At 73.6% G+C, this 17784-nt stretch carries 15 protein-coding genes, 1 tRNA gene and 2 pseudogenes; 5 read left to right on the top strand and 13 right to left on the bottom strand.

The genetic code is table 11. From position 1 onward, the window contains the following. The 6 genes and pseudogenes from QMK28_RS30080 to QMK28_RS30055 form a co-directional block, all read right to left on the bottom strand. The coding region (locus QMK28_RS30080; protein WP_326442845.1) for a class I SAM-dependent methyltransferase at window positions 1–746 on the bottom strand (746 nt) is incomplete at its 3' end. After that, window positions 743–2107: an MFS transporter gene (locus QMK28_RS30075; protein WP_326442846.1), complete on the bottom strand. Its 1365-nt coding sequence runs from the start codon at window positions 2105–2107 to the stop codon at window positions 743–745. The genes QMK28_RS30080 and QMK28_RS30075, both read right to left, overlap by 4 nt. A 14-nt stretch (window positions 2108–2121) precedes the next feature. Next, on the bottom strand, window positions 2122–3243 hold the full coding sequence (locus QMK28_RS30070) for an enolase C-terminal domain-like protein (protein WP_326442844.1): 1122 nt from the start codon (window positions 3241–3243) through the stop codon (window positions 2122–2124). Beyond that, entirely contained in the window at window positions 3240–4388 is a 1149-nt protein-coding gene (locus QMK28_RS30065; protein ID WP_443050872.1) for a PLP-dependent cysteine synthase family protein, read from the bottom strand. The genes QMK28_RS30070 and QMK28_RS30065 overlap by 4 nt, the downstream gene beginning before the upstream one ends. 152 nt (window positions 4389–4540) lie before the next feature. Then, window positions 4541–5389 (bottom strand): Rossmann-like domain-containing protein, encoded by an 849-nt coding sequence (locus QMK28_RS30060; RefSeq protein ID WP_326442842.1) that lies wholly within the window; start codon window positions 5387–5389, stop codon window positions 4541–4543. Window positions 5390–5685: 296 nt separating this feature from the next. Continuing rightward, window positions 5686–6900, bottom strand: a pseudogene (locus tag QMK28_RS30055) (ATP-grasp domain-containing protein); the annotation flags it as partial. Window positions 6901–7005: 105 nt separating this feature from the next. Between QMK28_RS30055 and QMK28_RS30050 the strand changes: the two are divergent. Both QMK28_RS30050 and tesB read left to right on the top strand, forming a co-directional pair. Next, window positions 7006–8559: an alpha/beta fold hydrolase gene (locus tag QMK28_RS30050; RefSeq protein ID WP_326442841.1), complete on the top strand. Its 1554-nt coding sequence runs from the start codon at window positions 7006–7008 to the stop codon at window positions 8557–8559. A gap of 172 nt (window positions 8560–8731) precedes the next feature. Continuing rightward, window positions 8732–9592 carry an acyl-CoA thioesterase II gene (tesB, locus tag QMK28_RS30045; protein ID WP_326442840.1) on the top strand — a complete coding sequence of 287 codons (861 nt, stop codon included), beginning with the start codon at window positions 8732–8734 and terminating at the stop codon, window positions 9590–9592. A 61-nt stretch (window positions 9593–9653) separates the two neighbouring features. Here the strand turns inward: tesB and QMK28_RS30040 are convergent. Next, window positions 9654–9727: transfer RNA gene (locus QMK28_RS30040), tRNA-Trp, on the bottom strand. A gap of 125 nt (window positions 9728–9852) precedes the next feature. On the opposite strand from QMK28_RS30040, the gene QMK28_RS30035 reads away from it, so the two are divergent. Further along, window positions 9853–10605: a L,D-transpeptidase family protein gene (locus tag QMK28_RS30035; protein WP_326442839.1), complete on the top strand. Its 753-nt coding sequence runs from the start codon at window positions 9853–9855 to the stop codon at window positions 10603–10605. Between the two features lie 47 nt (window positions 10606–10652). On the opposite strand, the gene QMK28_RS30030 is transcribed toward QMK28_RS30035, so the two are convergent. Together QMK28_RS30030 and QMK28_RS30025 are read right to left on the bottom strand one after the other, a co-directional pair. After that, window positions 10653–11606, bottom strand: a complete 954-nt coding sequence (locus tag QMK28_RS30030) for a DUF6397 family protein (protein WP_326442838.1) — start codon at window positions 11604–11606, stop codon at window positions 10653–10655. A 68-nt stretch (window positions 11607–11674) separates the two neighbouring features. Then, window positions 11675–12082, bottom strand: a complete 408-nt coding sequence (locus QMK28_RS30025; protein ID WP_326442837.1) for a roadblock/LC7 domain-containing protein — start codon at window positions 12080–12082, stop codon at window positions 11675–11677. Between the two features lie 144 nt (window positions 12083–12226). Between QMK28_RS30025 and QMK28_RS30020 the strand changes: the two genes are divergently transcribed. Continuing rightward, window positions 12227–12655: a PPOX class F420-dependent oxidoreductase gene (locus tag QMK28_RS30020; RefSeq protein WP_326442836.1), complete on the top strand. Its 429-nt coding sequence runs from the start codon at window positions 12227–12229 to the stop codon at window positions 12653–12655. Between the two features lie 85 nt (window positions 12656–12740). Next, a pseudogene (locus QMK28_RS30015) lies at window positions 12741–12908 on the top strand (TetR family transcriptional regulator C-terminal domain-containing protein); the annotation flags it as partial. A 56-nt stretch (window positions 12909–12964) separates the two neighbouring features. On the opposite strand, the gene QMK28_RS30010 reads toward QMK28_RS30015, so the two are convergent. The 4 genes from QMK28_RS30010 to QMK28_RS29995 are packed head-to-tail and all read right to left on the bottom strand — an operon-like array spanning window position 12965 to window position 17246. Next, window positions 12965–13618: a GTP-binding protein gene (locus tag QMK28_RS30010; protein ID WP_443050871.1), complete on the bottom strand. Its 654-nt coding sequence runs from the start codon at window positions 13616–13618 to the stop codon at window positions 12965–12967. Beyond that, window positions 13599–14042 carry a DUF742 domain-containing protein gene (locus QMK28_RS30005; RefSeq protein ID WP_326442834.1) on the bottom strand — a complete coding sequence of 148 codons (444 nt, stop codon included), beginning with the start codon at window positions 14040–14042 and terminating at the stop codon, window positions 13599–13601. The genes QMK28_RS30010 and QMK28_RS30005 overlap by 20 nt, the downstream gene beginning before the upstream one ends. 1 nt (window position 14043) lies before the next feature. Next, window positions 14044–14487 carry a roadblock/LC7 domain-containing protein gene (locus QMK28_RS30000; RefSeq protein WP_326442833.1) on the bottom strand — a complete coding sequence of 148 codons (444 nt, stop codon included), beginning with the start codon at window positions 14485–14487 and terminating at the stop codon, window positions 14044–14046. Next, complete coding sequence (locus QMK28_RS29995) at window positions 14484–17246, bottom strand: sensor histidine kinase (protein WP_326442832.1); 2763 nt, start codon at window positions 17244–17246, stop codon at window positions 14484–14486. Before QMK28_RS29995 ends, QMK28_RS30000 begins: the two co-directional genes overlap by 4 nt. Between the last annotated feature and the right edge of the window lie 538 nt (window positions 17247–17784).

Here is a 17784-nt window from a genome sequence, read left to right as displayed (position 1 = left end):
CCGTCGCCGTCCGGGCGGGGCCCGTCGGGACGCCAGGGCGGCTCGGTCCGCGGCCCCGGACCGTCGTGGAGTTCCAGGAGCTCGAAGCCCGCGACCGCGAGCAGGTACCGCAGCTCCTGCGGGAAGAGCAGCCGCCAGGCCGAGTGCTGCTCGACGGGCGGCCCGCCGTCGTCCGAGGTCCACACCCGCCGTCTGCGCAGCAGTTGCGCGTCCCGGTCGAGGTACAGGGTGGTGCTGGAGGTGTACGTGGTGCCGTGCCGGGTGAGCGAACGGGTCCGGGGTTCGTCGAGCAGCCGGGCGCCGCCGCCGCCCAGGAAGAACGCGCCGTTGCGCAGTTCGGCCACGAGCAGGCCGCCGGGTGCCAGGTGGCGGCGGCAACTGTCGAGGAAGCCGGTCAGCTCGTCGTTGGTATGGCAGTAGAGCAGCGCGCTGTCGAGGCACAGCACCGCGTCGAAGGTGCGGTCCAGCGCGAAGCCGCGCAGGTCCGCGGTGCGGTACTCGGGACCGGGATGCTGCCTGCGGCCGTACGCGAGCATCGGCTCGGCGAGGTCGATCCCGACGACCTGCCGGCCCTGGTCGTGCAGGTGCCGCGCGTCGCGGCCGGTGCCGCAGCCCGCGTCGAGGACGCGTGGCCCGGCGTCGTGCCGGCGCAGTACGTCCTCGGCCCAGCGGCCCGCGAGGCGTTCCCGGTCGGGGAACCGCGCCTCGTACAGCTCAGGGTTGTCGGTCAGCAGATTCCCGGTCATGACGCGCCCATCCGGACGGTGGATATGGGCTCGGCGTGGTCCACGGCGGCCATGGGGTCCACGGCCGCGGGCTCACACTCGGGCTCGGCGGCGCGCTCGAACGCCCCGGCCGGCTCGCATCCCCCGCCCGGCTCGAACGCCGCCGCGCCCGGCTCGGGCAGCGCGTGCAGTCGCCGCAGCCGGCAGACGCCCACCACCGAGAGCAGTCCGAAGCCGACGCAGCAGAGCCACGGCAGCCACGGCCTGCCGCCGGCCTCGCCCGCGTCCATCGCCCAGCCGACGGCCGTGTTGCCGACGGCCGCCGCGATGCCGGAGACGACGTAGAAGATGCCGAAGTAGGTCCCGGTCAGCGTCTGCCGGCCGAACTCGGGGATCAGTTCCATGACGAAGGGCTGGGCGACCATCAGGCCGATGTAGAGCAGCAGCGCCCCGGCCAGCACGGGCAGCAGCCGCAGCGCGGCCTGCCACGCACCACCGTCGGGCGCGCCGCCGGTGACGAGCATCGGCGGCAGGAAGCCGAGCGCCATCAGCAGCAAACCGGCCGCGATCCAGCGGCCCCGGTCGCCGCGCGCCTTGAGCCGCGCGGTGACCCGGAGTTGCAGGGTGAGGTTGGCGACGGTGCCGACGACGAAGACCGCGCTGGCCGCGCCCGCCCAGCCGGTGGCGGCGTGCGCGCCGGCCGGCAGCAGCAGGTAGAGCTGGTTCTCCAGGGTGAACATGCCGATCATGGCGAGCGAGAAGGCCAGGAACCGGCGGTTGGACAGCACCTCGCGCCAGTCGCCGAGCACACCGCGCCGGGCCTTGGGCACCTCGCGGGCCGGCAGTACGAGGGCCTGCGCGACGGTCAGCACCGCGAAGATCGCGGCGGCGGTGAGCGCGGACGCCCGGAAGTCGACGAGCAGCAGCGCGCTGCCGAGCAGCGGGCCGATCAGCGCGCCGGTCATGGCGAACACATTGAACAGCGCGAAGGCCTCGGCCTTGCGCTCCCCCGACTCGACGGAGATGTAGGCGCGGACGGCCGGGTTGAACAGCGCTCCGGCGAGCCCGCTCAGCACGGAGGCGCCGAGCAGCACCGCGAGGTCGTCGCCGAGCGCGAACAGCCCGAATCCGACGGCGCGCAGCGCGCACCCGGCGATGATGACGCCGCGCGCCCCGAGCCGGTCGGCGGCGGATCCGCCGATGATGAACAGGCCCTGCTGGCTGAGGTTGCGCACGCCGAGCACGATGCCGACGGCGGCGGCGGACATGCCCAGGTCGTCGCCTAGGTGGGTGGCGAGGTAGGGAATGAGCAGGTAGAAGCCGGTGTTGACGCCGAGTTGGTTGACCAACAGGAGTTGTACGGCGAGCGGGAAGCGGCGCATCGCTCGGAGGGTGTTCACGCGGGTGCCTCTTCGTATCGGGTCGGGTCGTGGGCGGATGGCGGGCTCGCGGCGCCGCCGCCGGGCGCGGCGGGGGCCCGGGTGACGCCGAGGCCGGGCCCGGCCGGAGCCCGTACGGTGCCGTCGGCGCCGCCGATTCCGGTCCAGGGGTCGTGGGCCAGCAGCAGATGACCGTCGAGGTCGACCCAGCGCGCCCGGTGCGCGAGGTGCACGGCGGGGGCGATGCCCAGCGAACTCGCGGTCAGGCAGCCGAGCATGACGTCGGTGCCGCTGCCTTCGAGCGCGTCGCAGATGCGCAGCGCCTGCTGCGCGCCGCCGCACTTGGCGAGCTTGATGTTGACGCCCTGCACCCGGCCCGCGAGGCGCATCGCGTCCTCGTAGCCGGTGGCGTCCTCGTCCGCGATGATCGGCAGCGGGGAGTGTTCGGCGAGCCGGGCCAGGGCGTCGGGGGCGCCGGCGGCGGTGGGCTGTTCCACGGCCTCGACGCCGAGCGCGGCGAAGCGCGGCAGCAGTTCCTCCGCCCGCGCCACGGTCCAGGCCCCGTTGGGGTCGAGCAGGACGCGGCTGCGCGGGCCGGCGCCGGCCCGTACCGCCGCGACCCGGTCCAGGTCCTCGGCGGGATCGGCGGACCCGGCTTTGACCTTGAGCACCGTGAAGCCCCGCCGCGCGAGGGTGCGCGCCTGCTGTTCGGCGCGGTCCGGGGCGACGATGCCGATGGTGCGGGCGGTCGCGACGGCGGCGGCTTCCGGGAACGGGTTGCCGAGCAGGTGCCCCGCGGGCTTCCCGGCCCGTTTCCCGACGAGGTCGAGCAGCGCGGCGTCGACGGCGGCGGCGACCCCGGCCGGGGTGCGGGCGGGCAGCAGGGTGCCCTCGCGCTGGGCGGCCAGCGCCGCCTGCGGGTCGGGGAGCCGGGCCAGTGCCGGGGCGAGGTCGTAGAGGCAGCGCACCGCTTGTTCGGCGCTCAGGCCCAGGTAGACGGAGCTGACGGCCTCCCCGTGGCCGAGCGCGCCGTCGTGTTCGAGCCGCAGCCACACCGCGTCGCGGCGGGACATGACGGACCGGGAGATGCGCAGCGGTTCGCGCAGTTCGAGTGAGGTGGTGTGGACGGCGAGCTTCATCGGGAGCCCTCCTCGGGCCCGGCGGGGTCCAGGACGGTCTCGGCCGGGTCCAGGACGGTGCGGCAGCGGGTCCAGCCGGTGGCTTCGACGGCGCGCGGATGCGGGATCTCTACGGGGCGGTCGGCGGGCGGGCCGCTGACGCCGATGCCGTGGGCGTGGCAGTAGTCGTCGTCGAAGACGGTGCCGAGGTAGCGGTGCGGGCCGTCGGGGAAGACGGTGGCGACGACGTCGCCGGGGCGGGTGCGGGCGGCCCAGGCGGAGACCAGGGCGACGGCCCCGGTGCTCCAGCCGCCGGTGACGAAGCAGCCGCGGGCGAGCCTGCGGCAGGAGTCGACGGCTTCGTCGGGACCGACCCAGTGCACTTCGTCGAAGGCTTCGTAGTGGACGTTGCGCGGGTGGATGCTGCTGCCGAGGCCGCGCATCACGCGGGTGCGGGCGGGCTGCCCGAAGATCGTCGAGCCGATGGAGTCCACCCCGATGATCCGCAGGTTCGGCCAGCGGCGGCGCAGCGGCCCGGTGAGTCCGGCGCTGTGGCCGCCGGTTCCCACGCTGCACACCAGCACGTCGAGGTGGTCGAGCGCGTCGCCGATCTCGGCGGCCATCGGGGCATATCCGGCGCTGTTGTCGGGGTTGTTGTACTGGTCGGGCCAGTAGGCGTCGGGGAGTTCGGCGAGCACGCTGTGCAGCCTCTCGATCCGGGCCGCCTGCCAGCCGCCGGTGCGGGCGGGCCGCTCGACGAGTTCGAGGCGCGCGCCGTGGGCCGTCAGCAGGGCCCGCATCGACGGTTCGAGTTCGGCGTCGCCGACGAGCACGACCGGGTGGCCGAGCGCCTGTCCGGCGAAGGCCAGGCCCAGGCCGAGGGTGCCCGAGGTGGACTCCACGACGGGCGCGCCGGGCAGCAGTTCGCCGCGCGCCCGCGCGCCGAGCAGCATGGAGACGGCGGCGCGGGCCTTCATGCCGCCCGCGCCGAGCGCTTCGAGCTTGGCCCAGAAGCCGGGGTGCGGGTGCGGCAGCGGCGCGGCGATCCTGGCCAGCGGGGTACGGCCGAGCAGGGCCAGCAGCTCGGGCGCGGCGGCGGGGGGAGCGGGGTGGAGCACGGCGGCGGAGGCGGCCGTACCCGCGGTGAGTTCGGTGAAGGGATCCATGACGGGAACGGTGGCGCTGCCCGCGGCGGCGCCGGCCGGTGCCTGACGGTCCGTCGGCGCGGCCGGTTCGGCCGCGCCGGAGCGCGCGGCGCGCCCCGCCGGCTCGGCGCCGCGGTCCCGCGCGGCTTGCTCGATGGCGATGGCGACCGGGGTCATCGGGCGCCTCCGTAGCGCTGCAGCATGCCGGGCCCGCCGTCGAGCCAGAAGAACGGGTACGGCTCGGCGGACACGGCCGTGACGCCGGCGCCGAGGAAGCGCGGCAGCACTCCGCTGCCGGTCTGGGCGAAGAGCACGAAGGGCTTGCCGGTGGCGCGGGCGTGCTCCAGCAATGGTTCGAAGGTGTCGTTGCCGAGCGTCATCCCGGACGCGAGGATCGCGTCGCAGCCGGCGAGTTCGGCGTGCGCGTCGGCGCGGATCGGCTCGCCCCATTCGGTGCTGCCGCCCTTGAGGTCGCAGGGCACATAGCCGATGCCCAGCTCACGCAGCCGCTCCAGCAGCGAGTTGACGACCCCGACGACCAGCACCCGGCGTACGGCGGGCGCCGCGGGCAGCAGCCCGACGACCGCGCGGGCGCGGGCCCTGGACTTGTGCAGGCTGGTTCCCGCGGGCAGCGGGAACGGGCGGGCGCCGTTCTCGGGCGTGTGCGGGAGTACGTGTGTCAGATAGGCGTCCAGCGCGGCGACGCGGATCGCGGGCAGCGGGTGGGCGAGGAGCCGGGCGATGTCCGCGCCGACGCAGTCGTCGAGTGCCGAGCCGGGCAGCGTGCCGGGCTCCACGGCGCACGAGCCGACCGCCTCGGCCAGCCGCAGGCTCAGCACCTCGTTGCGGTAGCCGCCGGCCCGTCCGTCGTGGCGTACCGCCTGGCTGGTGGTGAAGGCGAGCGCGATCCGGCTGTCGGCCGGGTCGGGCCCGAAGTCTCCGGCGAGCGCCTGCCGGGTGAGGTCCGCGAGGGACCGGGCGGGGCCGGTGCGGGCGGTGTGCTCGGCGCGTACGGCACTCATGCGGCACCGTCCGTGGTGTAGCGGGGGCGGAGCGCGGCGAGCGCGGCGGCGGTGTGCCGCCGGGCTCCGGTCGCGGGCACTGAGCCGGCGGCGGGGTTGTCGTCGACGGCGGCGGCTCGGGGCCACACGCCGGGAGCGGCTCCGGGCTCGGGCTCGGCTCCGGGCTCGGCCCTGGGCTCGGGCTCGGACCCGGAATCGGCCCTGGGCTCGCGCTCGGACCCGGAATCGGCCCTGGGCTCGCGCTCGGACCCGGAATCGGCCCTGGGCTCGGGCTCGGACCCGGAATCGGCCCTGGGCTCGGGCTCGGATTCCGCCTGGCTCCCGGCCGTTTCGAGCGCCATGACATGCCCCAGGTATTCGTTGTTGCTGCCGGCCGGGCGTACCGCGCGGCCGGGCCGTGCCAGGTCCAGTTCCACGATGTGCGGGTCGGCCCGGACCGTCTCCGCTCCGTCGAATCCAGCCAGTTCGCCGGTCCGCTCGGGCAGCAGGAAGCCGATCGCGGCGCTGCTGACGCCGGTCGCCAGGGGCGTCAGGTCGGGCTTTCGGCCGAGCGCGACCTCGACGGCCGCCGCCGCGAGGTCGACGCCGCTGACGCGCCGGACCAGTTCGGCGATCCGGTTGCCCGCCGGGCGGGCGTTGACCTCGACGACGCGCGGTCCGGCGTCGGTCAGCTTGATCTCGGTGTGGGTGACGACCTGGTCGAGGCCGAGCGCCTCGATCGCCGCCACGGCCGTGTCGGCCGCCGCGCGCTCCCGCGCCTCGCCCAGTCCGGCCGGGAACATGTGCCCGGTCTCGATGAAGGCCGGCGCACCGGCCACGCTCTTGTCCGTCACGCCCACGACATGACAGCGCCCGTCGTAGGAGACGGTCTCGACGCTGACCTCGGGTCCGCCGAGCAGTTCCTCCAGCAGCACCACGGGAGCGCGCAGCTGCCCTCGGGCGTTGACCGGGAAGCCGCCCAGCGCCCGGTAGGCGTCGCCCAGTTGGTCCGTGTCGGCGACCTGCCTGACGTACATCCCGGCGCACAGGTCGACCGGCTTGAGCACCAGCGGGAAGCCGATCCGGCACGCCGCCTCGACGGTCTGCGGCCAGTCGGCGCACACCGCGTGGCGCGGCCCCGGCAGGCCGGCGTCCTCGAGCAGCCGCCGGGTCGTGTCCTTGCGGCAGGCGGCCTCGACGGCTTCCGGGGCCGGTCCCGGCAGGCCGAGATGGCGGGCGACGTGGGCCACGGCCGGCAGGTAGTAGTCGCAGGACGACAGCACCCCGTCGAACCGCAGCGCGCTGTGCAGCGCTTCGACCCGGCCGAGCAGCGCCGGCAGGTCGTTGGTGTCGACGGTGAGGATGTTCTGCGCGGCGAGCAGCGGGTGCGCTTCCCCGGGCGGCGCGGCTCGCAGGTAGTGGTGCAGATCCCGGGTGAGGAAGGTGAATCGGTGACCGGATTCGGCGATGGCGCTCGGCAACAGCCGGCTCATCGATCCCACCCAGCTCTCGATCATCAGCAAATGTCCCACGGTGTCCCTTCTCGTGGTGCGGCGTGATGTTGACCGAGATAGACGATATCGATAATCATTTTCATTGTCATGCAGACCGCCCCTCCCGCTCGAACTGTGAGATCCGTGAAACCCCTTGATTCGCGCGCCCGTTCGCGCCACGCCGCCCTGTTCTGCGCCACCGCCGCCCTGGTGACCTCGATCACGCCGACTCCCCCGGCGCATGCCGCACCCACGGCCGAAACGCCGCAATTCACCCACTGCCCCGACGACGTCCCCGCACCGGCGGCACCGGACCGGATCGACTGCGCCACACTCCGGGTGCCGCTGGACTGGGACCGCCCCGACGGCCCGCACCTCCGCCTCGCCGTCTCCCGCGTCGCCGCCACCGGCACGGCGGCCGAACGGCGCGGCGTGCTGCTGGTCAATCCGGGCGGACCGGGAGGTTCCGGCCTCGGCTACGCCGCCACCAAGCGGGCCAAACTGCCCGCGTCCGTACGGCGTTCGTACGACGTCATCGGCTTCGACCCGCGCGGCACCGGCCGCAGCTCACCGGCGGACTGCGGGCCGATGGGCGGCCTGTTCGAGACGCCCGGCGCCGACCCGATACCGCCGCCCGGCACCACCGCCCCACGCTCCCCCACGGGGACCGCCCGTCTCCCAGCCCCTCTCCGCCCCCTGCACGCCTCCCTGAAGCGCACCGCCCAGGACTGCGCGCAAGGCATCGGCGACGCGCTGCCGCACCTGAACACCACGAACACCGCCCGCGACATGGACGCCGTACGGGCCGCTCTGGGCGAGCCGCGGATCAGCTATCTCGGGGTCAGTTACGGCTCGTATCTCGGCGCCGCGTACACCGCGCTGTACCCGCGGCGGGTGGACCGGATGGTGCTGGACAGCGTCGTCGGCCCCGAGAGCTGGCACGCCTTCGACCTCCGGCAGGCCACCGCGCTGCTCGGGCAACGCGACACGCTCTTCGACTGGTTGGCCGCCCACCCCGGCCGCTTCCGCCTCGGCGCCGACCGCGAGCGGGTACGGGCCGCCTACACCCGCGCCAGGAGCGCCCTGGCCGCGGCGCCGGAGGACGGCTTCGGCCCCGCCGAGTTCGACCGGGCCGTCTACCGCTCGCTCGGCCGGACCGAGCGCTGGACCGCCCTGGGCGACGGCATCCGCGACTACCTCGACCACCGTGCGGTGACCGCGCTGCGCCCCGCCGAACCCTTCTCCGGCCAGGCCTCACGTACGTACGAGGCCGCCAACCGAGCCGTGAAGTGCGCGGACGGCCCCGGCCCGACGCCGCCACGGGTCAGCGCGCAGCTGCGCCGGCTGCTGCGGCTCGACCCGCTGCCGGTGGTCACCGGCATGGAGGCGTGGAGCTGCGCGTACTGGGCGCACCGGCCCGCGCACCGCACCGCGCTGGGCTCCGCCGCTCCCCCCGTGCTGCTCGTGGCCTCCGAGCACGACCCGGTGACCCCGATCGCCGGAGCGCACGCGCTGCGCCGACGGCTGCCCGGCTCGCGTCTGGTCACCCTGCACGACGACTATTCGCACGGCGTCTTCGCCAGCCGCGGCAACGCGTGCGTGGACGGCGCGGCGGGTTCCTATCTGGTGGGCGGTGAGGTCCCGCCCCGGGATGTGCACTGCGCCGGCCCGGGTCTGCCGGAGCCCTCGGCGCGGTAGCCGACCGGGGCGGCTCCGACGAGCGCGGCTGCCGGAGCGGCGCGGCCCGGCGGGCGCGCCGGCTGCCGGAGCCGCCCGGCCCGGCGGACGCGCGCCGGCGGCCCGGGTGACACAGCCCGCCGGATGCGCTGCTCTAGGCTGACGCCGCTGTCGCACGAGACGAGGAGTACCGATGACCAACCCCGCCGACCGCCTGGTCGACCTGCTCGACCTGGAACGGATCGAGCTCGACATCTTCCGCGGTCGCAGCCCCGACGAGTCGCTTCAGCGGGTGTTCGGCGGGCAGGTCGCGGGGCAGGCGCTGGTCGCCGCCGGACGCACCACGGAGGGCGAGCGCCCGGTGCACTCGCTGCACGCGTACTTCATCCGGCCCGGCATTCCGGGCCTGCCGATCGTGTACCAGGTGGAGCGGGTACGGGATGGGCGCTCGTTCACCACCCGGCGGGTCGTCGCCGTCCAGAAGGGCCGGACGATCTTCAACCTGACGGCCTCCTTCCACCAGCCCGAGCCCGGCTTCGAACACCAGCTGCCGATGCCCAAGGTGCCGGAGCCGGAGACGCTGCCCCGGATGGCCGACGAGATGCGCGAGCACCTGGGGGAACTCCCGGACGCGCTGAAGCGGATGGAGCGCCGCCAGGCCTTCGACATCCGGTACGTCGAACGTCTGCGCTGGACCCGCGAGGAGCTGGCGGACGCCGAGCCGCGCAGCGCGGTCTGGATGCGCGCGGTCGGCCCGCTCGGCGACGACCCGCTCGTGCACACCTGCGCTCTCACCTACGCCAGCGACATGACGCTGCTCGACGCGGTGCGCATCCCGATCGAGCCGCTCTGGGGCCCGCGCGGCTTCGACATGGCGTCACTGGACCACGCGATGTGGTTCCACCGGCCGTTCCGCGCCGACGAGTGGTTCCTCTACCAGCAGGAGTCGCCGATCGCGACGGGCGGGCGGGGTCTGGCACGCGGCCAGATCTACGACCGCACGGGCCGGCTGCTGGTCTCCGTGATGCAGGAGGGGCTCTTCCGGCCACTGTGAGCGCGGGCGGAACTGGATCGAACGCAGGGCACAGGTGGGACCGGGCAGAGATGGGGCTGGGCAGGGGCGGCAGGAATCGAACCTGCGACATCTGGTTTTGGAGACCAGCGCTCTGGCCAACTGAGCTACGCCCCTCGGCGTGCGCCCACTCTCTCCCGAGCGGGACACGGATGCAACGACATTCCGTCCCGCCACCTCTGCTACATAGTCGGGACATACGACCGGGCAACCAGCGAACCCGGCGGATCGTCGTACCGGGTATGAGAGTCAGACCGAGAACCAGCGCTCGCACCACCTCCCACAAGAGCTCGTACATCGCCGCCAAGCAACGCCTGGGCGTGTTGCTCGGCCTCATCGGGCTCACCGTCCCGCTGACCGTGGCCCTGACCAGCGGCACCGCGCAGGCGGCGTCCTCCTCCTGCACGACCACGACCGGCCCGTACCAGAAGAAGGTCGAGAAGTTCCTCGGCCGACCGGTGGACGGCCGCCAGTCGACCACGGACTGCAAGGCGATACGCGCCTTCCAGACCAGCCACGGCATCAGCCCGAACATCGGCTACGCGGGGTCCGTGACCTGGGGCGTCATGGACTTGATCAACAAGCAGAAGGCGGCGGGCAACCGTCCCAACGCGGCCGGGAAGTGCCCCGTCAACAAGGGCCGGATCGCCTGCGTCGACCTCACCCGCCAGCTGAGCTGGATCCAGGACGGCGCCACCCTCAAATTCGGCCCCGTTCCGATCCGCAGCGGCCGCAACGGCTACGAGACCCGCGGCGGCGCCAAGAAGATCTACATGCGCCACATCAACCACTGGTCGACGCTCTACAACGTGCGGATGCCGTACTCCCAGTTCTTCGACCGCGGCCAGGCATTCCACTCCATCACCGGCAGCGTCTGGTCGCCCCCCGGCTCGCACGGCTGCGTGAACATGCGCTCGGGCGACGCCAAGAAGTACTGGTCGATGCTCAAGAACGGCGACGACGTCCAGGTCTACGGCCGCAAGCCGGGCACCTGAGTCCGCCCGTCGGCCCCGCTCGGTCCGGCCCGTCTGCGCGATGCTGTTCAAGCGCCTGCGCCCGCCCGTCCACCGCGGCGGTGCAGCCAGTCGCGCAACGTCCGCCGCCGCCCTGCCCCGTCGGGGCGGACAGGGGGGTCCGTACCGGCCCGTTCGTCGGTGCGGTCCGTCCCGGCGCGCTCCGCCGTCGCCGCGTCCACGCTCGTGCGCGGCTGGAGCGCGGGCCGGGGCGCGGAGCGGGCTTCGCGGGCCTCGTCCAGGCTCAGGGCGAGACTGAGCCGGTACCAGAGGACCTCGTCCGGCTCGTCCGCCTTGAGCACCCGGTCGATGACCTCGCGGGACGCCACCGCGTTGCCGCGCGAGGACGTCAGCTCGGGCCGCAACCGCCGCAGATACGCCTGCTCGTAGGGGTCGTCCACGACCTCGGCCAGTTCGTCCGCGTCCAGCAGCGCGGCCGGTACGGCGGCGCGCTCCCAGGGGTCCTCGGTGCGGCTCATCAGCTGCCCCGCCCGACGGCCCCGCCAGTGGCGCGGCCGCCAGTCGTCGCCGCAGTCGAGCATCGAGCGCAGCCCCGCGGGCAGCCGGCCGTGCAGCAGGTCCGGCTCCCGGTCCGCGAACTCCACCAGGTCCGCCGCGAGATAGAGCCAGACGACGGCGAGGTACTGGTTGACGTAGAAACGCACGGGGTTGAAGCAGCCACCGCGGGCGAGCCGGGTGAAGCGCCCCGGGCTGATCCCCATCAGCTCGGCTCCCTCCGCGGTGCCGACCACCCACAGTCGCGACCTCAGCGTCTCGGGGAAGCCCTCGGCGCGACGCAGCCGCTCCACTTCCTCGCACGCCACCCGCCGCCGCCCGGAATCCCCGACGGCCACCGTGCGCACTTCGCCGAGCTGTACGGCGAGCTCGAAGTCCTTCGTTTTCAGGCCGAGTCGCTCCGCCGCCCTGCCGAGTGCGAGCGTCTCCCCGGCGCCCCGCCCGACCTGTCGTTCCTGAACCGTCATGACAGCCTCCCCCGCTTCAGGTCCAATCACTCTCGGTGACGACCGTAGCGGGAGAAGGGGACACCCCGTCAGACCTGTGGATAACTTTCGGGCTGCCGGGCCGCGACGCTCAGATGCTCACCGACGCGGTTGACCAGAAGGGTCATCTCATACGCGACCTGGCCCACGTCGGCGTCCGCGGTGGCGAGCACGCACAGACAGCTGCCTTCGCCCGCGGCCGTCACGAAGAGCACCCCGTCATCGAACTCGATCATGGTCTGCCGTACCCGGCCCGCCCGGAAGTGCAGCCCGGACCCCTTCGCGAGACTGTGCAGACCGGATGCCACCGCGGCCAGATGCTCCGCGTCCTCGCGCTCCAGGTCGGAACTCGCCCCCGTCACCAAGCCGTCGTTCGACAGTACGAGCGCGTGCCGGATGTACTCGATCCGCTTGGTCAGATCGTCCAACAACCAGTCGAGCCCATTGCTCAGTGCCATGCCGCACCAGCCCCCTTTCCCCCGCGCCGCCCCTATGGCGCCGCCCACGCAAGTGCCGTGCCAGCCTGGCCCACCGCCGCCTTCCCGGCAAGCCGTCCAGCCAGCCGTCGCGGTACCGGAATGGCCTTGGCACATGATGGGGACATGGCACAGAAGATGACCGAAGATCAGTGGCAGGCGTTCATCTCGGCAGGGACCCGAACCGGGAAGCTGTCGACTGTCAAGGCCGATGGCAGTCCGCACGTCGCCCCCGTGTGGTTTCTCCTCGACGGCGACGACCTGGTGTTCACCACCGGCTACGACACCGTGAAGGGGCGCAACATCGCACGCGACGGCCGGGTGGCGATCTGCGTCGACGACGACCGGCCGCCGTTCAGCTTCGTGGTGATCCAGGGCCGCGCCGAGCTGAGCGACGACCTCGACGACCTCCGCTCCTGGGCGACCCGTATCGCGGCGCGGTACGTGGGGGACGAAGCCGCCGAGCAGTACGGCGCCCGCAACGCCGTGCCCGGCGAGGCGCTCGTCAGGGTCAGCGTCGACAAGGTCGTCGCCCTCGCCGACATCGCCGACTGACCGCGCGGCGCGGAGCCGGCCGAGCAGAGCCGGCCGGACGGGGGCGGCCGGACGGCGAGGCCGCGCAGCTCACCATCGCTGGGCGCGCTCCGGCGGCCTGTCGGCCGGTCTCGACGTCGAGGTGGAGACGCTACGGCTGCACGCCCTGCTCGACGGGCTGACGCTGCAACTGATCCTGCAGCCGGCCCACGTCACACCGGAAGCGGCCCTCCAGGCACTCCGGCACCACCTGCGGGCGCTGCAAGCCGGCTGAACGCCTGCGGCCACGGACCGGCTCGCGACCACGCGCCGGCTGCCGCGGCCACCCCGCTAGCCGTCCGGGGCGAGCAGCCGCGCTGTGTGCATCCGGCCCGCGTACTCGACCAGTCTGACCAGCGCTTCCTTTCCGGAGTCCCGGTCGCGGGCGTCGCACAGCACCACCGGCGTGCCGCGGTCCAGATCGAGGGCGCGCGACACCTCGTGCGCGCCGTACGGCCGTGAACCGGCGAAGCAGTTCACGGCCACCAGAAAGGGAATGCCCCGGTGCTCGAAGAAGTCGACCGCGGGGAAGCAGTCCTGGAGCCTGCGGGTGTCCGCGAGTACGAGGGCGCCCAGGGTGCCTTGCGCGAGCTCGTCCCACAGGAACCAGAAGCGGTCCTGGCCCGGCGTGCCGAACAGGTAGAGCGACAGGCCCGACCTGATGGTGATCCGGCCGAAATCCATCGCGACGGTCGTGGTGGCCTTGCCGTCCACCTCCGAGGTGTCGTCCACCTCCCGCCCGGCCTCGCTGAGCAGTTCCTCGGTGCGCAGCGGGCGGATCTCGCTGACCGCGCCGACAAAGGTGGTCTTGCCCGCCCCGAAGCCGCCCGCGACGAGAATCTTCAACGCCAGCTCGGCGTCGGCCTCGGTGGGGTCGCCGTCCGCGGGATCGCTCAACGGTTCGCCTTCCACCGGATCAGACGGATCAGAGTTCACGGAGTCCATCGATCACTTCTCTCAAGATCTGGTCATGAGCCAGTTCGGCGGGCGGTACGGGCCTGGCGACCCGGACGTACCCCAGTCCCAGCAGGTCGCCGAGCAGCACCCGCACCACTCCCAGCGGCAGGTCCGTGCCGGACGCGAGTTCCGCGACGGACCGCCTCCCCGTCCCGCACAAGGACAGCAACGAGCGGTGCTCGGGGCCCAGTTTCGACTCCTCGCCGCCGCCCAGCTCGCTCTGCCGCACCGCGACCGACGCGACGAGATCGAAGTGCGCGTCGCCGGGCCGCGGCCGGGTCCGGCCGCCGGTCATCGCGTACGGGCGGACCAGCGGGCCGGCCTCCGCGTCGTACCAACGGGCCTCGTACGGGCCGGAGTCGCGTGGGCGGGCGTCGTCGGACGGGCGGGACTCGTGCGCGTGTCCGGCCACGTCAGCCGGAGGCCGGAGGCTGATCGCGCAAGCGCGGTGGAGCGGCCAGATGCTCGCCGACCCGGGTCACCAGCCGGGCCATCTCGTACGCGATCATGCCGACGTCACCGGCGGACGAGCTCAGCACGGCCAGGCACGCGCCGTCCCCCGCCGCCGCGATGATCAGTATGCCGACGTCCATCTCCACCATCGTCTGCCGCACGCCCCCGGCGCGAAAGTGCCGGCCCGCGCCCTTCGCCAGGCTGTGGAAGCCGGAGGCGACCGCCGCCAGATGCTCGGCGTCCTCGCGCGTCAGCGCGTCGGACGCGCCGACCACCAGCCCGTCGTTGGACAGCACGACAGCGTGCCGCAGCCCGCGCACCCGGGCCACCAAATCGTCCAGCAGCCAATCGAGTTCACCGGGGGGCGCGGTCTTGAGTGACCGTGGTGACCAGGGCTCGCTCATCCTTCGTCGCCTTCCTTTCGTGGTTCGTCCGTGTCCGCTGAGTCTTCGCTGCCTTCGCTGCCTTCGCTGCCTTCGGTGCGTTCGGTGTTCTCGCTGTCGCTGGTGTCCTCGGGGCTGCGGGCTTGCGTGCTCGCGTCGTCGGCTGCCGCATCCGCCACGACCTCACCGTCGCCGGCGCCGTCCGCCGCGCCGCTCCCCGCGCCCCCGCCGGAATCGGCGGCACGCGCCTTGTACGGAGCCGCCTCCGCACCGCGGGCCCAGCCGTCCCGATAAGCCGTCATCCGCTCCCGGACCCGCTCAGGCGTCCGCTCGGCGTCATCGTTTCCCGGCTGCGGGGAGATCTCCCGCAGTTGCGGAGCGAGGTGGGTCTGCCGCACCCTGCGCGGCAGTTCGGCCGGTTCCTCGGTATCCACCGGCGTCGGCACGTTGTTGTTCGGCTTCCCGCCGACGACACCTCCGTTCTCCCTGCCTGTCACGCCGATCCCCTCGCTCCCTCCTGTCGCCCCGTTCATTCCCGGCATCCGTTTCGGCGGCATGCCGCCCCCGTCACCCGTCGGTTCGGCCACGTTCACGAGGGAACTCGGCAACAGGACGACCGCCGTGGTGCCGCCGTACGGGGAGGTCCGCAGCACGACCCGCGCGCCCTGCCGTGCGGCCAGCCGGCTCACCGCGAAGAGGCCGAGCCGGTCGCTGTCGAAGAGGTCGACCGGATCTGCCCGGCGGATCCGCCGGTTGGCCTCGAACAGCGCCTCCGCGCCCATGCCCAGGCCGCGGTCCTCGATCTCCAGGGCGAGCCCGCTGCCCACCTCCTCGCCGGAGATCCGCACCTTGGTGTGCGGCGGCGAGAACTGGGCGGCGTTCTCGATCAGTTCGGCGAGCAGATGGACGAGGTCCGCGACAGCGCTTCCGTCCAGTGCGGCCTTCGGCAGCCGCCCGACCTCCACCCGGGCGTAGTCCTCCACCTCGGACACCGCCGAGCGCACCAGGTTCATCAGGGTGACGGGCATCCGCCAGGCGCGGCCGGGCGCGGCGCCGGACAGGATGATGAGGCTCTCGGCGTGCCGCCGCATCCGGGTGGTGAGATGGTCCAGCCGGAAGAGGTCGCCCAGCTCACCGGGGTCGTCGGCCCGCCGCTCCATGCTGTCGAGAAGGGCGAGCTGCCGGTGGACGAGCACCTGGCTGCGCCGGGCGAGGTTGACGAAGTCCCCGGAGACGCCGTCGGCGAGCTCCGCGCGCTCCACGGCGGCGCGCAGCGCGGCCCGGTGGACCGTGCCGAGCGCGTCGCGGACCTGGGCGATCTCATCGTCGGCCGGGTCGCCTGGCGGTGCCTCGGCGTTGACGTCGAGGCTCTCGCCGGCGCGCAACCGCCGGGTGGCGCCGGGCAGTTTGCGGCGTGCGATGTCGAGTGCGCCGTCGCGCAGGCCGACGAGTTCGGCGACGAGTCCGCGGCCGATCCGGACCGAGATCAGCAGGGAGGCGACCAAGGCGGCGAGCCCGAAGGCGACAGCGGCCCCGGACGGGGTGAGCACGCCCCCGGCGTACGGATCGGTGTGCCGCGCCCCCGCTGTGCGCGCGGCTGATTCGACGCCGCCCAGCGCGCGCTGCACAGAGTCGTACGCGCGCCCCCAGGAGTCGGGGGGCGCGGCGTCGGCGACGTTGTCCTTGGCGCTGCCGGCCAGCACTTCGTCCTCCAGGGCGCGCAGCTCCTCGTACGCGCCCCCGCTCCGCACCGTGCGCCACCGGGCCCGGTCGGCCGCCCGCAGATCCTTGGCGGCGGCCGGCTCCAGTACGCGGCGGGCTTCGACCGCGCCGGCGAACCCGCGGAGCCGGTCTCCTTCGAGCGAGCCGGTCAGTTGAGCCGCGGAGAGCAGCGCGTGCTCCCTGGCCAGCAGCTCGCGGGCCCTGGAGAACTCCAGCAGTACACGCCCTCCGGAGCCGGCCGACGCCTCCGGGACGCCGCTGAGCGCACCCCCGACGCCGAAGGCGGAATCGGCGGCTACGGTGTAACGCCGGTACACCTCGCCCCAGTTCGCGCCGCGCTCCGTGATGCGCGAGCGGAGCTTCTTGAGCCGGGCCAGCTGTCCGACGTATGTCTCCAGGCGGCCGGTCACCGCGGCAGGCAGGTCCGCCGCGTCGGCGACGGTGCGCCGCGGGCCGCTGCGCAGCCGGGCGGCGGCGCGGTCGGTCGTACGGCCCTGGCGGTCCAGTTCGGCGCGGCGGGTCGGGGTGGGCGCGGCGAGGTAGCGGGCGGCGGCCGTCCGCTCCTGTTGCAGCTCGTTGAGCGAGGTGGCGACGGGCGTACGGATCTCGGCCTCGACGCGCTGCGCCTGCCGCAACCGCGCCACGTCCTGGGCCGTGCCGACGGCGGCGAAGGTCCAGAGCACAAGGAGTGAGAGGACGGGGATCAGCAGGAGACAGACGATTTTCGCGCGGACCGTCCCGGAGCGCGGCCGCCACCAGGAGGGGGCCGCTCGGACCGCGGAGGCCCCCTCCCGTCCGTTGCGCTCCGCCCGCCCGTGCCGGGCGTCATCCGGTGCGTACGGGGCCTCGGCCCGTCCGTACGGGTCAGTGTCCCGCCCGTACGGAGCGGCGTGGCTCCCGCCGCCGCTGCCGCCGAAAACCGGGCCGGCTATCGCGTCGCCGGGGCTGCCGTCCTCGGTCGCGGCCCGCCCGGCGTGCGCGCGACGGCCGCGCGCCGGGGGCGCGACCGGCAGCCCGCCGCCGGCGCGCGTACCCGGTGTGGTGCGTGGTCCTCGCATGGCCTCCTCGTTCCAGGACTGCGCTCCGGTGAGTGATCCGGGCGCTCGGGGTGGTCGTCCGGGCCGACGGTTCGGCTTCAGACGGCGCCGGTTCGGAGCCGGTGTGCACACATCGAGCCGAGGAGGAGAAGGAGCGGGGCGTGCGGGAACCCGGGGCCGGCCGCACGGGGGAAGACGTATCGCGTAGCCCTGGCCCCGGGGGGTGGCGCGCCGGACGGCGCGCGCCGCTCGCTCATCTGTGGCGTTCCGCTGCGGTGCGTGCTGCCGTCGATGGGCTCGGGGCGTGCCGCGATGCCTGGTTCAGGTGTCCCATGACTCAAGGACGCTAGTCCTCACAGGGGCACGTGCCGGGGGCGCATTACGGAAGCTGCCGGGAATTGACAGCGGCCGTCGCTGAACGTCGGCGAACGATCGGCCCATGCTCGAACATGCGCGCCGCACGGGTACTTCGGGCCCGATCCGGGAGCGGTGCGGGATCATGGGCCCATGAGCGACGAGCACCGGCCGGCAGCCGGCCCCACACGGGCAGCCGATCACC

It is taken from the genome of Streptomyces sp. H27-D2 (genome assembly GCF_035828615.1).
Classification (GTDB): Bacteria; Actinomycetota; Actinomycetes; order Streptomycetales; family Streptomycetaceae; genus Streptomyces.
This window is presented reverse-complemented; position numbering and strand designations above follow the sequence as displayed.

Excerpts from the sequence above, each read along its gene's own strand:
- QMK28_RS30075 (WP_326442846.1), bottom strand. The coding sequence starts at position 2,107 with ATGCGCCGCTTCCCGCTCGCCGTACAACTCCTGTTGGTCAACCAACTC.
- QMK28_RS30070 (WP_326442844.1), bottom strand. The coding sequence starts at position 3,243 with ATGAAGCTCGCCGTCCACACCACCTCACTCGAACTGCGCGAACCGCTG.
- QMK28_RS30065 (WP_443050872.1), bottom strand. The coding sequence starts at position 4,388 with ATGGATCCCTTCACCGAACTCACCGCGGGTACGGCCGCCTCCGCCGCC.
- QMK28_RS30060 (WP_326442842.1), bottom strand. The coding sequence starts at position 5,389 with ATGAGTGCCGTACGCGCCGAGCACACCGCCCGCACCGGCCCCGCCCGG.
- tesB (WP_326442840.1), top strand. The coding sequence starts at position 8,732 with ATGACCAACCCCGCCGACCGCCTGGTCGACCTGCTCGACCTGGAACGG.
- QMK28_RS30035 (WP_326442839.1), top strand. The coding sequence starts at position 9,853 with ATGAGAGTCAGACCGAGAACCAGCGCTCGCACCACCTCCCACAAGAGC.
- QMK28_RS30030 (WP_326442838.1), bottom strand. The coding sequence starts at position 11,606 with ATGACGGTTCAGGAACGACAGGTCGGGCGGGGCGCCGGGGAGACGCTC.
- QMK28_RS30025 (WP_326442837.1), bottom strand. The coding sequence starts at position 12,082 with ATGGCACTGAGCAATGGGCTCGACTGGTTGTTGGACGATCTGACCAAG.
- QMK28_RS30020 (WP_326442836.1), top strand. The coding sequence starts at position 12,227 with ATGGCACAGAAGATGACCGAAGATCAGTGGCAGGCGTTCATCTCGGCA.
- QMK28_RS30010 (WP_443050871.1), bottom strand. The coding sequence starts at position 13,618 with ATGGACTCCGTGAACTCTGATCCGTCTGATCCGGTGGAAGGCGAACCG.
- QMK28_RS30000 (WP_326442833.1), bottom strand. The coding sequence starts at position 14,487 with ATGAGCGAGCCCTGGTCACCACGGTCACTCAAGACCGCGCCCCCCGGT.
- QMK28_RS29995 (WP_326442832.1), bottom strand. The coding sequence starts at position 17,246 with ATGCGAGGACCACGCACCACACCGGGTACGCGCGCCGGCGGCGGGCTG.